Consider the following 13,189-nt stretch of genomic DNA (forward strand, 5'->3'; position numbering starts at 1 on the left):
CGGACCATTCGTCCTGCGATGACCTCTGATGCGGGCGAGGCCGGCCTGCAGGTGGATATCGCGAGGGACGGAGATCCATCGACACCGAAGCACCTCGACGCCAAGACGCTGCGGGACAACGCATCATGCCGGTCACCACCTTTCGGACCCGGGCGCCCGGCGGGACGCCGCCGGAATCGGCATCGACAGGTCCCCGGCCCGCCGCCGGCCCCTCGTTCGACCGTTTGGGCTGGATGCGGATCGCCCTCGTGTTGCTGGCGCTCGTCGGCCTGTCCACCGGCCTCGTAGCGCAGGCGATGGGCGCCGCGTGGGCGACCTGGGCGTGGACGGCTTCGACGGGCGTGGTGCTCGCCGTCCTCCTCCGGCAGATCGTCACGAGCCTGATGCGGGGCGACATCGGCCTCGACGTGGTGGCGGCGCTGTCGATGGGGGGAGCGTTGGCGCTCGGGCAGTCGCTCGCGGCCGCCGTCGTCGCCCTCATGTACGCAGGTGGCCAGACCCTCGAAGCCTTCGCCGCGGGCCGAGCCCGGCGCGAGATGTCGGCCCTGCTGGCGCGCCAGCCACGGACGGCCCTGCGGCGGGAGCCGGAGGGCCTAAGGGACGTGCCGATCTCGGAGCTACTGCCGGGCGATTGCCTGCTGATCCGGTCCGGCGACGTCGTGCCCGTCGACGGCGTCGTCGAGACGGGACGCGCAATCCTCGACCAGGCGATGCTGACAGGCGAGGCGCTTCCGGTCACTTTCGAGGTCGGGGCGTCCGTGGTCAGCGGGACGATCAACGCCGGGGATGCCTTCACGCTGAAGGCGGACCGCCGCGCTTCGGAGAGCACCTACGCCGGCATCGTGCGCTTGGTGGAGACCGCCCAGTCGGAAAAGGCCCCGATGGCCCGGATGGCGGACCGCTATGGCCTGGGGTTTCTCTTGTTGACGCTGATGATGGCCGGCGGTGCGTGGGCCTGGACCGGAGATGCCGTCCGCGCGCTGGCCGTTGTCGTCATCGCGACCCCGTGCCCCTTGATCCTGGCGGTTCCCGTCGCCCTCGTCTCGGGTATGTCGCGCACGGCCGGGATCGGCGTGCTCGTCAAGGGCGGGGCGGCCCTGGAGATGCTGGCCAAGGTCGAGGTGCTCGTGATCGACAAGACCGGCACCCTCACGCACGGGATGGCGACGCTCTCGGCCGTCCAACCCTTGGTCGGGCACAACGAGGCCGCGATCCTCAGCATCGCCGCGTCGCTCGACCAGGTATCGGTGCATCCGACCGCACGGGCACTCGTGACGGCGGCGCGCGGGCGTTCCGTGGCCCTGCGCCAACCCGTCGACGTGGTCGAGGAGCCCGGCGAGGGCATTTCGGGGGCTGTCGACGGCCGGCGGGTCTTGGTCGGCGGCCCGCGCTTCATGGGACGGTACGGCATCGTTTTCCCGGACCGGACCACGGGGCAGACGGCATCCGGTGTGCCCTCCGTCGGCGCGACCGTCCTCGTCGCCGTGGACGGGATCGCCGCCGGCATCCTGGGCTTCTCCGACCCCCTGCGTCGGGAAGGCGGCGACGCCCTCGCGGCGCTGCGAGAGACCGGCATCCGCCGCATCGTGCTGGCCACCGGCGACCGGAAGGACGTCGCCGAGGCCATGGTGGCCGGGTTGCCCATCGACGCCGTGGCCGCAGACCTCGACCCGAGCGAGAAGACCGGTCTGGTCAGGGCCGAGCACGACCACGGGCTGGTGATGATGGTCGGCGACGGGGTGAACGACGCTCCTGCCCTGGCCGCGGCGGATCTCGGCGTAGCCCTGGGGGCGCGCGGCGCCGCCGCGGCTGCGGAGGCTGCCGATGTCGTCCTCCTCGTCGACCGCATCGATGGCTTGGCCCGGGCGATGCGGATCGCCAGGCGGGCTCGCGCCATCGCCCTGCAATGCGTCTTCGCCGGCCTTGGCCTCTCGATCCTGGGGATGGTGGCCGCGGCCTTCGGCTACCTGACGCCGCTCCAGGGCGCCCTCATCCAGGAGGGGATCGACGTCGCCGTCGTCCTCAACGCCATGCGCGTGCTCGGCGGCAAGGACTGAACGGCCATGCCGCTCAGACGACCTTGATCAGCCAGCGTAGCGGCAGGGCGACCGCGGTGAGGAAGGCGATGCCGCCGGCCCAGAGCGCCACGAACCAGGCGAGGCGACGGATCGGGATCGGAATGGTCATGACGCGATCCTCAATGGTAACCCGGCGCACCGGCGGTGACCTTGCCCTGGAACAGCCAGTAGACGTAGGCCGTGTAGCCGAGGATCATCGGCAGCAGCACGACCGTCCCGACGAGGAGGAAGCGCTGGCTGCTCGGGTGGGTGGCGGCGTCCCAGATCGTCACCGAAGGCGGCACGATCATCGGGAACAGGCTGATGGCGAGCCTGACATAGGACAGCAGGAACAGGCCGAGACCGCACAGGAACGGCATGACCTCCTCGCGCTGGTCGAGGGCGTTGCGCAGGCGCCAGCCGAGAAGGCCGACCAGGATCGGCACCGGGGCGACGAACGCCATCGCCGGCCAGGTTAGCCAACGCTCGCGGAAGGTGAGGCTCAGGAATGGCATCGCCAGCGACACGACGGCGATGGCAGCGAAGGTCGCCATGCCAAATGCCCGCGCGAGGCGATAGGTTCGGATCTGGAGTTCTCCCTCCGTCTTCCAGATCAGCCAGCAGGTCCCGAGGAGCCCGTAGCCGGCGACCAGGGCAAGCCCCGTGAGGATGGTGAACGGCGACAGCCAGTCCCACCAGCCACCGGCATAGGCCCGCCCCTCGACCCGGACGCCCTGCACCCGGGGCCCGAGGCAGATCCCCTGGCAGAAGGCCGCGACGAAGCTGCCGGCGGAGAAGGCGCTGTCCCAAGCCGTTTGGGATAGGCGGGAGATTATCCGGAAGCGCATCTCGAACGTCACGCCGCGGAACACCAGGGCGAGCAGCATCAGGATAAGCGGGATGTAGAGGGAAGGCAGCCGCGTGGCGTAGGCCAGGGGGAACACTGCGAGCAGGCCGCCGCCGCTGAGTATCAGCCAAGTTTCGTTTCCGTCCCAGACCGGGGCGACGGTGTTCACCATCACGTCCCGGCGCGCCTTCTCGCGGATGGCCGGGAACAGGATGCCGACCCCGAGGTCGAAGCCGTCCATGACCACGTAGAGGAAGACGGAGGTGGCGATAAGGATCGCCCAGACGAGGGTGAGATCGATGTCCATGGGGACTACTCCGCGGGCTGGAAGGCGGGACGGCTGGCGCCGCGGTGCGGGGTGTCGAGCGCCGGCGCCGGGGTGATGCCGGCGGTACGGATCGGCACGCCGGTCGGCGGTCCCGATTCATGGACGTGCGGGGTCTGATTGAAGAGGTGGAGCAGGTATCAGATGCCTGCCCCGAACACGACGAGGTAGACCACCGCGAAGGCGGCGAGCGATGCCGCGACGGCGGGGGCGGCGACCGGCGAGACGCTGTCGGCGGTGCGCAGCAGGCCGTAAACGGTGAAGGGCTGGCGGCCGGTCTCGGTGACGGTCCAGCCCGCGGTGACGGCAATGAGGCCGGACGGTCCCATGGCGACGGCGAAGCGCTGGAACCAGATGGCCTCGTAGAGCCGGCCCTTCCACCGTAGCCAAAGCGAGGCGAGGCCGAGGGCGATCATCAGCAGGCCAAGGCCGACCATGATCCGGAACGACCAGAACACCAGCGGCAGGTTCGTCGGCCAGGTCGAGCGGGGCGTGTCCTTGAGCCCCTTCACGGTGCCGTTGAGGTCATGCGTGAGGTAGAGGCTGGCCAGCCCCGGGATGCCGATGGCGCCGCGGGTCTCGCCGGCCTCGGCGTCGGGCCATCCGAACACCAGGGCGGGGGCCTGCTGCCGCACATCGCCTTCTTCGTCTATAAGGTCGACGAGGAGAACCGCATCGTCGACGTCGTATTTAAGTTCGCGGCGAACCAGAAAGTGATGCTGCATTGGCACAAGAGCCCCTACGTGACCCTGGTCATGCAGGGTGAGCTCCGGTTCTACCGCGAGGACGGCACCCACAAGGAGACGCGTCCGACGGGCAGCTACGTTTCGGGCGTGGCGAATGGTGACCCGCACATGGAGGGCGGCGGCGACGAGGACGCCATCGTGTTCTTCAGCAATCGCAACATCGAGGACGCGCTCTACGAGTTCTTCGACGACGCGGGCAATCCTGTCCAGGTTCTGGCCATCGCGGACTTCAAGGCGCAGCTCGAAGACCAGATCGCGACGGGGACCTACGAGAAGGTCACCGCTAAGGCCGCGTAGCCATCGTGAACACCGGGGGGCGGAGGCATCCCGGTGTTCACGTTCACGGATGCTCGGCATTTACGGCCATGCCAGCGGCGTACCCATGACCACCGCCAGGGCCCGCACTCCCCTGCTCGTTCGGAACCAACATCTTGAAGTGCAGCACGCTCCCGTCAACGATGATCTGGAAGCAACCGCGAAGAAGCCGTTCGATGGTCTGCTCCAAGAGGCGAGAGCTGAACCCGGTCCCGTGGACCTCGACCAACTGGGATAGGGCTACGTCTTCCTGCTCGATCAGCCACATTCGATGCCCATCGAAACACCATGCCGCTCCAGGGTCCCGCCCCCGGAGAGGCCCCCATCGATCAACCTGCGAACTAGGCAGCCCGGGACGTCCGAACTTTCTTGGATGTGGACGCGAGGGTGGTTTGGGCCACTATCCGTTCCAGATCTCGACGAGCGTCACGCTCGGTTGCATGAACTTTGCAGAACTCATGCTTCCGCCGGCCATTCACTAGATATTCGCTCCTGGGCTTAGGCCCACCCAGATACCCGATTCGATAGAGACGATCGTTAGCCAGTCAACGCACCCGAACACCGCTCCCTCTAGGCCGGCCCACTCCGATGGGGCGTCGGCCCACAACGAATGCGGGCCGACCATATTTTGCTTTGCGGGCCGCGTGCCCCGCAGGCTCCCGAAGCCGATGTTCGCGGCCCTAACCCCGCGGCAGAGTCATCCGTAAGTGGCACCGCGCTTTACCGGCATACGGCGAACTTCTAGGTGGCGGGATATAAAAGCAAAGGTTGTAATAGTCACGAGCACCCGGTTGTGGAACCGCAGGTGTCGCATTTCATGCACGTCCCGTTCCGAACCAGAGTAAAGTTCGCACATTCTGGGCACGCTTCACCAACATACCCCTTCAGCTTTGCCTCGGTTCTACGATAGGCAATCGATGGGCCAACTTCTGCATTAGGAACCGAAAAGCCGAGTGACACTGGAGCATCCTTCTCTTCAACCTTCAGTGCCGTCGCTCCCCGCAGGGCATGAACGACCCCCCCGGCCGGGGCGCTCGTTCCAGCACTCGCGGAACCGACACCCACGGTACCTCCGGCCGGTCCGCCCTGGATCAGGGTGAGACGGTCGGCCGATCCGCGCAGCAGGCCGCGCGAGACAACGCTGGACGCCACCGGATCCGGCCTGTCGCCGCCACTGCGGCTCCCTTCGCCTTCGCCCTTGCCCATCACCGTGTTGCCGATCTCGGAGGGGTCGACATGGGCGAGGTCCATGCGGCCGAGATAGGAGATCGCTAGTTCGCGGAACACGTAGTCGAGGATCGAGGTGGCGTTCTTGATCGCGTCGTTGCCTTGCACGAAGCCAGCCGGTTCGAACCGGGTGAAGGTGAAGGCGTCGACATACTCTTCCATCGGCACGCCATATTGAAGGCCGATCGAGATCGCGATCGCGAAATTATTCATTAGCGAACGGAAGGCGGCGCCCTCCTTGTGCATGTCGATGAAGATTTCGCCGATGCGGCCGTCCTCGTATTCACCGGTGCGCAGATAGACCTTGTGGCCGCCGACTACGGCCTTCTGGGTATAGCCCTTTCGCCGATCGGGCAGCTTCTCGCGAGAACGGATCCGCTCGACGCGCTCGATCACTCGCTCGACGATTTTCTCCGCGAGCTGCGCTGCCTTGGCGGCAGCCGGCTGCGCAACCAGGGTTTCGATCGCGTCTTCGGTATCCTCGTCTTCGTCCGCGATGAGGGCCGAGTTTAGAGGCTGCGAGAGTTTCGAGCCGTCGCGGTAGAGGGCATTCGCCTTGAGAGCGAGGGTCCAGGACAGCTTGTAGGCGTTCTTGCAATCCTCGACCGTGGCATCGTTGGGCATGTTGATGGTTTTGGAGATAGCACCCGAGATGAAGGGCTGCGCCGCTGCCATCATGCGGATGTGGCTTTCCACCGAGAGGTAGCGCTTGCCGATGCGTCCGCACGGGTTGGCGCAATCGAACACCGCGTAATGTTCGGTCTTCAGGAAGGGGGCGCCCTCAAGGGTCATCGCACCGCATATATGGGTATTGGCGGCCTCGATGTCCTTCTTCGAGAACCCGAGGAAGGGCAGAATCTCGAAGGTCGGGTCGGCGAGCTTGTCGGCCGGAACCTCGAGCACGTCCTTGAGGAAATCGTCGCCCAGGGTCCACCGGTTAAAGACGAACTTGATGTCGAAGGCCGACTTCAGGCCCGCTTCGATGGCGGTAATCTTGTCGTCGGTGAAGCCCTTGGCGCGGAGCGACCCGGCGTTGATCGCAGGCGACTGGCCCATCGAACCGTGGCCGACGGCATAAGCCTCCATCTCTGCGATCTCGGATTCGCGGTAGCCGAGGGAACGCAGGGCATCCGGCACGGCGCGGTTGATGATCTTAAAGTAACCGCCGCCGGCGAGCTTCTTGAACTTGACCAGGGCGAAGTCGGGTTCGATCCCGGTGGTGTCGCAATCCATCACGAGCCCGATCGTGCCGGTGGGCGCAATGACGGTAGCCTGAGCGTTGCGGTAGCCGTGCTCCTCGCCGAGCGAGAGGGCGCGGTCCCATGCCACCCTGGCGCGTTCGGCGAGGTTCGCCTGGGGGATGTTGGCGATGTCGAGGGGGACGGGGGCGATCGAAAGGAACTCGTAGCCCTGGGCCTCGCCATGCGCTGCGCGGCGATGGTTGCGGATGACCTTGAGCATGGCATCCGCGTTCTCGTCGTAGCCCGGGAAGGGACCGAGTTCGGCCGCCATTTCCGCTGAAGTGGCATAGGCGACACCCGTCATGATCGCGGTCAGGGCTCCGGCCAGCGCCCGGCCCTTATGCGAGTCGTAGGGGAGGCCCATGCTCATCAGCAAGCCGCCGATATTGGCGTAACCGAGACCCAGGGTACGGTAGCGGTAGGAAAGCTCCGCGATCTCCTTCGACGGGAACTGTGCCATCAACACCGAGATCTCGAGGACCACGGTCCAGAGACGGTTGAGGTGCTCGAAGGCGGCCACGTCGAACTCGCCGCTGGCGCGGTCGTACATCGTCAGCAGGTTGGCGGACGCGAGATTGCACGCCGTGTCGTCGAGGAACATGTATTCAGAGCACGGGTTCGACGCACGGATCCGGCCGGCCGACGGGCAAGTGTGCCAGTCGTTCATGGTCGTATTGAAGTGCAGGCCCGGATCGGCGGATGCCCAGGCGGCTTCTCCGATTTTGTCCCAGAGCTCGCGGGCCTGTACCGTTTTCACCGACTTGCCGGTGGTGCGGGCCGTCAGATGCCATTCTTCATCACGCTCGACTGCGCGTAAAAAGTCATCGGTGAGCGAGACTGAGTTGTTCGAGTTCTGGCCGGCTACCGTAAGATAGGCCTCGGAATCCCAGTCGGTATCGTAAACGGGGAAGTCGATCTTGGTGAAACCCTGGCGGGCGAACTGGATGACGCGCTTGGTGTAGCCGTCCGGCACCATTTCCTTGCGGGCGGCCTTCACGGCCATCTTGAGGACGGGATTGCGCTCGACGTCGAAACACGCATCGCCCTCGGCCTCGCACTGGGTGCAAGCCTTCATCACTGCCTGGAGGTGTTTCGAAACGATCTTGGAGCCGGTGACGAGGGCCGCGACCTTCTGCTCCTCCTTCACCTTCCAGTCGATGTACTGCTCGATATCCGGGTGGTCGATGTCGACGATGACCATCTTGGCCGCGCGCCGGGTGGTGCCGCCGGACTTGATCGCGCCAGCCGCCCGGTCGCCGATCTTGAGGAACGACATCAGGCCCGACGACTTGCCGCCGCCGCCGAGCTTCTCATTCTCGCCGCGCAGCATGGAGAAGTTCGAGCCGGTGCCGGAACCGTACTTGAACAGGCGCGCTTCGCGGACCCACAGGTCCATGATTCCGCCCTCGTTAACGAGGTCGTCCTGCACACCCTGGATGAAGCAGGCGTGCGGCTGCGGGTGTTCGTAGGACGAGGCCGACTTCACCAGCTCGCCGGTGCGGTAATCGACATAGTGGTGGCCCTGCGCCGGGCCGTCGATGCCGTAGGCCCAATGAAGACCGGTATTGAACCACTGCGGCGAGTTCGGTGCGACCATCTGCTTGGCCAGCATGAAACGAAGCTCGTCGAGGAAGGCGGAGGCATCCTCCTCCGAGGTGAAGTAGCCGCCCTTCCAGCCCCAATAGGTCCAGCAGCCGGCGAGCCGGTCGAACACCTGGGTCGAGGAGATTTCGGAGCCGGAGCGCTCGGCCTCGGGAAGCTCCGCCAGGGCGGCCTCGTCGGCCACAGAGCGCCACAGGAAGGAGGGAACGTCGTTCTCCTCGACTTTCTTCAGGCGCGCCGGCACACCGGCCTTGCGGAAGTACTTCTGCGCCAGCACGTCGCTGGCGACCTGACTCCAGCTGTCTGGCACCGAGATGCCGTCCAGCCGGAACACGATGGATCCGTCCGGGTTGCGGATCTCGCTCAGCGCCTTGCGGAAGGCGATGGTCGCATAGGGGGATTGCCCGGCCGTGGTGTAACGCCGCTCGAACCGCATGAACCCTGTATCCCTTGTCGAAGAGTCGACGATGCCGCCGCGATCTGCGCAGCCGCCGCTTCACTTAAGTCTGACGAAGGCGAGCGCTCACGAACGCTCACTACGCGCTGTCAGATGGCCGAAAATGCTAAGAGCTACCGGACCGAACTCGTCCTTCCGGCGACAGTCGAAAGCTATCTCGGACACGCCCTCCACGTCAACAACTTGTATGTGCCGGCTACGTTCCGCGCTATATGTTGTGGTCTCTCTGTAAAACCTGTGGATATCGCGACGGTCGCGATAAGTGCTGTTTTCCGTTGCAGGAATTCGGCTGAAAAATTTCCGAGTCCACAGGGCTGGCGCCCTCTCGGCCATGTAAGGCTTTGGTTAAGACGCATCGGTGTGGGATTCCCGCAGCACCGCTCCCGCGTATAGCTCACTCACTGATCGGTCTCCGAGGACACTCCCTGGAACGACTCGCGCTGGACTTCGTGTCAGCCCCTGACCATAGTCCCGGCCAACGAAGGACGGGCGGTCGCGCCGGTCCGATTCAGGCAAGCGCGATGGCTCTCAAGGACACGCTTCTGCGGATCTTCACGTGGTGGAACGGGCAGACCATGTCGCTCGCCGTCATGACGGTCCGACGCGGCCAACTCGTCGGCACCGACGATTTCGGAAATACCTATTATAAGGCTCTTGGACCGCTGATCGACCGCTCGGTCGGTCCGGAACGCCGCTGGGTCGTCTATAGCGGCTATGCCGATGCCTCGAAGGTTCCGCCCGGCTGGCGCGGCTGGCTCTGCCACAACGGTGACGTTCCCCCGAGCGAGGAGAGCTACACCCCGCGCGAGTGGCAGAAGCCGCATGTGGAGAACCTCACCGGAACCAGCGCCGCCTACCGGCCGAAGGGGTCTCAGCTCAATCGTGGCAACAAGGCAGTGACGGGTGGCGACTACGCGGCATGGAGGCCCGAGTAGCACTTCGCCGAATAGAATCGGTCGCCGGCCCTGGTTCCAGTTACAACCGTCGTGCCGCCCTTTTTACACCACGCTTGGCCTGTCTATCGGTGCATGACATTGCGACCGCCCTGGCTTAGGGCAGACGCTTCATCGTCCTGCGCCGGGTAAGCCGCATGCTCGTTCACCGCAATCTGTATCCCGCCCTCAGGGCCAGTTTCCTGTTCGCGGGCGCCGCGGCGCTTAGCCTGCCGATGACGGGGCATGCCCTCGCCGACAAGATCAAGAACCCGACAGCGGTCTTCTCCGGCCTCGACAAGATTACTGGGCGAATCGTGTCGTTCGAAGTGGCGGTGGACGAGACCGTGCAGTTCGGCGCACTGCAGATGACCCCGCGCGTCTGCTACAGCCGGCCACCCACCGAAAGCCCGAAGACTACGGCTTTCCTGGAAGTCGACGAGGTCACCCTCGACAACAAATACCGCCGCATCTTCACCGGCTGGATGTTCGCTGCTAGCCCAGGGCTGCACGCGATCGAGCATCCGATCTACGACGTCTGGCTCGTGGATTGCAAAGGCGGCAATGACATCATCGCCGAGGCTCGCGAGCAGGAAGACGTGCCCGCGATGGCCTCGAAGCCGGAGAAGACCAAGCGCCAGCGAAACTCAGACCCGACGCGTACGGCCCAACAGGTCAATCCGAATGGGCAGGTCGACGTGGAGGCGCCGCGCGGCGTTCCGGTGCAGCCGAAGCAGAAACCATCGCGAAAGTTCTTCCCCACCAATGAGGGCCCAGCGCCCGCGCCGCCGCAGCAACCGCAATCGATCTTCGATGCGATCTTTCGCTGAATCGACAGGATAGGAGCCGACCCGATGCCCGATGCCCCCACGATGCTCGCTTTCGCTGCGGTATCGTTCGGCATGGTCCTGACGCCAGGGCCCAACATGATCTACCTCATCTCGCGGTCTATCTGCCAGGGTCGTACAGCCGGTCTGGTTTCCCTCGGCGGAGTGGCGGCAAGCTTCGTCGTCTACATGGTGTGCGCCGCCTTCGGCATCACCGCCCTAGTCCTGGCCGTACCCTATGCCTACGATGCCCTCCGCCTCGCTGGCGCCCTCTATCTTGGCTTTCTTGCGTGGCAGGCCCTCCGCCCCGGTGGGCGTTCGCCCTTCGCCGTTCGGAACCTGCTCGCCGACAGCCCGCAGCGTCTCTTCGCCATGGGCTTCGTCACCGGCCTACTGAATCCGAAAATCGCGATGCTCTACCTAGCGTTGCTACCGCAATTCGTTGCCCCCGAGCGAGGTGATGTTCTGGGCCAGACGCTGATCCTCGGCGGCACACAGATCACGATCAGCGTCGGCGTGAATGCCTGCATCGCCATTGGCGCCGGTACGATCGCTGGCTGTCTGACACGGCGTCCCAACTGGGCGAAAATACAGCGTTGGATCATGGGCGGGATGCTCGGCAGCCTCGCCTTGCGCATGGCCCTCGATAGCCGTCGCTAAAGCTCTCACTCCGCCACGGTAAAAGCAGCGAGCACCTTTTCACCGCTCACGGCCTGCCCCTTCGGCCAGATATCCCACACCGCTTCCCTAGCGATCGCCTCGATGAGGCGACGTTTGTAAATATGGCGTGGAACTTCCTCGGCACCGAACTGGATGAGATGGTCCGTCACGAATTGCGTATCGGCTAGGCGATAACCGCCCGTCCGCAACCTTGCCATCAGATACACGAGGGCAACTTTTGACGCGTCGCGGCAGACGTGAAACATGCTCTCTCCGAAGAAGGCTGCTCCGAGCGAAACGCCGTATAGCCCGCCAACGAGCCGTCCCTCCGTATAGACCTCGATCGTATGCGCATGACCGGCATCGTACAACGCTCCGTAAAGTTCGCGGATGCGCGCATTGATCCAGGTCTTCTCACCATCCCCCCGCGGAGCGGCACAGCCCGCAATGACACCATCGAAGTCGAAGTCGGTCCTTACCTCGAAACGGTCGGACCGGATCGTACGGGCAAGCCGGCGGGAGACATGGAAACGGTCGATCGGCAGAACCCCGCGCGCCTTCGGCTCGACCCAGTAAATGGTCGGGTCATCGGCATCTTCCGCCATGGGAAAGATGCCGGCGGCATAAGCCTTCAGCAAGATCTGTGGGGTGATGTCCACGCGGTCGCCGTCGTGGTCGTGCTGCATGACAACCAATGTGACGACTTGCACGCGCGAAAGCCAGAGCAACGCGCGTCACCCAGCGTCGCGCCCAACAAAAAACGGCGGAGCTTCTGCTCCGCCGCCATGTCCGATCAAATGGGCCGACTTCAGAACTCGGGGCCACCCGATGTCGTACCGAGATTCGGATTGGAGCGCTGATTTTGCTCGGCATTGCCCCCCTTCGCGGAATCCTCAAACACTGCCTCGCGGTTCGAGATGAAGGGACCGCTGCGCACGCTGCCGGTATCTTCCACATCGAGACGATCATCGGCATCCCGATAAGCCCCATAGACGGAAGGATGATCGATGGGACCACCGGCAGTGTTGCCGGCTTGCGGGTAGGACCGCTCCAGCTGACCGACGTTACCGGAGGGTGACTGGGCAAAGACGGCGGTCGCGCTCAAGGTGGCAGCGACGACGGCAAGGGTCATGGTGCGCATGGTCGGATCTCGTTGAGGATAAGTAGGATCGGCCTCTCGGTAGCTCCCTGCTGACATCAGAAAGGGCGCTTGCCGGGCCGGACTGCACAACAAGCCGTGGCGGATCGAGACGTTCCAAACCTACTTAGCCGACGATGTGTCGCACTTCGGGGGGGGCGATGCGTGGCTGAACTCTCAGCGAGCGCAAAACGTGATCCAGACAAAGCAGGTTTGCTGTTTTGTGGCAATTGGGTATACAATTTTGGAAGAAAATGCTCGTAGTTTTTACGCTGCAACGACTAGGCGTTCATGCATCTCAGCATTGCACACAATTCGAAAAATCGGTCTTCGACTGAGAAGTCAAACAAAACAGCCGGCCCTCTCGGGCCGACTGTTTTAATAATCTCATCAATGCCAAGATTCAGATCAGCGTGCGGGACCGCCAGAGGTAGAGCCGGTATTGGCCCCCATGCCCTTATTGGTCTGGTCGGCATTGCCGCCTTTGGCCGAATCCACGGCACCTGCGCCCGGCGACATGCCGTTCTCGCCAACCGGTTGGCTGGTGCTGCCGGTGGACGGTGGCATGTCGCTGGTGGACGGGTTGTCGAGCGGTCCGCCAGTGGTCGTACCGGCCTGCGGCACCGCGCGCTCCGGCTGCGAGACGTTTCCGGACGGAGACTGCGCCAGAGCGGGGGAGGCGGCGAGGAGCAGGGCGGCGACGGCTAACTTTACGATACGCATGGAAATCGTCCTTCTCGGCTCAGGCTCTTATGGCGCGGAGGCAAGCCCCTCGATTGCGCACAATGAGAAATTCTTCGTCGGAAGAACGGGAT

The 13,189-nt window shown here is 64.5% G+C and carries 12 protein-coding genes and 1 pseudogene; 5 read left to right on the top strand and 8 right to left on the bottom strand.

Annotated elements, in window-relative coordinates; translation table 11 throughout:
• Positions 1 to 233: 233 nt before the first annotated feature.
• Positions 234 to 2,057 (top strand): heavy metal translocating P-type ATPase, encoded by a 1,824-nt coding sequence (locus K368_RS0111135; protein WP_036266921.1) that lies wholly within the window; start codon positions 234 to 236, stop codon positions 2,055 to 2,057.
• A 13-nt stretch (positions 2,058 to 2,070) separates the two neighbouring features.
• Here K368_RS0111135 and K368_RS27060 read toward each other — a convergent pair whose 3' ends face one another.
• From K368_RS27060 to K368_RS26585, 3 genes and pseudogenes are all read right to left on the bottom strand, one after another.
• The gene (locus K368_RS27060) at positions 2,071 to 2,187 is read right to left on the bottom strand and encodes a DUF2474 domain-containing protein (RefSeq protein ID WP_197031010.1); all 117 of its coding nucleotides are present in this window, start codon (positions 2,185 to 2,187) and stop codon (positions 2,071 to 2,073) included.
• A gap of 10 nt (positions 2,188 to 2,197) precedes the next feature.
• Entirely contained in the window at positions 2,198 to 3,211 is a 1,014-nt protein-coding gene (gene cydB / locus K368_RS0111145) for a cytochrome d ubiquinol oxidase subunit II (protein WP_027172475.1), read from the bottom strand.
• Between the two features lie 5 nt (positions 3,212 to 3,216).
• A pseudogene (locus tag K368_RS26585) lies at positions 3,217 to 3,858 on the bottom strand (cytochrome ubiquinol oxidase subunit I); the annotation flags it as partial.
• A gap of 87 nt (positions 3,859 to 3,945) precedes the next feature.
• On the opposite strand from K368_RS26585, the gene K368_RS26590 reads away from it, so the two are divergent.
• Positions 3,946 to 4,272, top strand: a complete 327-nt coding sequence (locus K368_RS26590) for a hypothetical protein (RefSeq protein WP_245259564.1) — start codon at positions 3,946 to 3,948, stop codon at positions 4,270 to 4,272.
• Positions 4,273 to 4,315: 43 nt separating this feature from the next.
• On the opposite strand, the gene K368_RS0111160 is transcribed toward K368_RS26590, so the two are convergent.
• Together K368_RS0111160 and K368_RS0111165 are read right to left on the bottom strand one after the other, a co-directional pair.
• Complete coding sequence (locus K368_RS0111160; RefSeq protein WP_027172477.1) at positions 4,316 to 4,558, bottom strand: hypothetical protein; 243 nt, start codon at positions 4,556 to 4,558, stop codon at positions 4,316 to 4,318.
• Positions 4,559 to 5,067: 509 nt separating this feature from the next.
• On the bottom strand, positions 5,068 to 8,796 hold the full coding sequence (locus K368_RS0111165) for a vitamin B12-dependent ribonucleotide reductase (RefSeq protein WP_027172478.1): 3,729 nt from the start codon (positions 8,794 to 8,796) through the stop codon (positions 5,068 to 5,070).
• Between the two features lie 542 nt (positions 8,797 to 9,338).
• Here K368_RS0111165 and K368_RS0111170 point away from each other — a divergent pair.
• The 3 genes from K368_RS0111170 to K368_RS0111180 all read left to right on the top strand — a co-directional run bounded on the left by K368_RS0111170 (position 9,339) and on the right by K368_RS0111180 (position 11,236).
• Complete coding sequence (locus K368_RS0111170) at positions 9,339 to 9,752, top strand: NADH:ubiquinone oxidoreductase subunit NDUFA12 (RefSeq protein WP_036266210.1); 414 nt, start codon at positions 9,339 to 9,341, stop codon at positions 9,750 to 9,752.
• A gap of 155 nt (positions 9,753 to 9,907) precedes the next feature.
• On the top strand, positions 9,908 to 10,579 hold the full coding sequence (locus tag K368_RS0111175) for a DUF2155 domain-containing protein (RefSeq protein ID WP_027172480.1): 672 nt from the start codon (positions 9,908 to 9,910) through the stop codon (positions 10,577 to 10,579).
• Between the two features lie 24 nt (positions 10,580 to 10,603).
• Entirely contained in the window at positions 10,604 to 11,236 is a 633-nt protein-coding gene (locus K368_RS0111180) for a LysE family translocator (RefSeq protein WP_027172481.1), read from the top strand.
• Between the two features lie 5 nt (positions 11,237 to 11,241).
• Here the strand turns inward: K368_RS0111180 and aat are convergent, their stop codons facing one another.
• From aat to K368_RS0111195, 3 genes are all read right to left on the bottom strand, one after another.
• Positions 11,242 to 11,922: a leucyl/phenylalanyl-tRNA--protein transferase gene (aat, locus tag K368_RS0111185; RefSeq protein ID WP_036266925.1), complete on the bottom strand. Its 681-nt coding sequence runs from the start codon at positions 11,920 to 11,922 to the stop codon at positions 11,242 to 11,244.
• 122 nt (positions 11,923 to 12,044) lie between these two features.
• Positions 12,045 to 12,377: a hypothetical protein gene (locus tag K368_RS24460; protein WP_036266213.1), complete on the bottom strand. Its 333-nt coding sequence runs from the start codon at positions 12,375 to 12,377 to the stop codon at positions 12,045 to 12,047.
• Positions 12,378 to 12,782: 405 nt separating this feature from the next.
• Positions 12,783 to 13,097: a hypothetical protein gene (locus K368_RS0111195; protein ID WP_036266215.1), complete on the bottom strand. Its 315-nt coding sequence runs from the start codon at positions 13,095 to 13,097 to the stop codon at positions 12,783 to 12,785.
• Positions 13,098 to 13,189: the final 92 nt, after the last annotated feature.

Origin of the sequence: Methylobacterium sp. 10 (genome assembly GCF_000519085.1) — a bacterium.
In the GTDB taxonomy this organism is placed as follows: Bacteria; Pseudomonadota; Alphaproteobacteria; order Rhizobiales; family Beijerinckiaceae; genus Methylobacterium.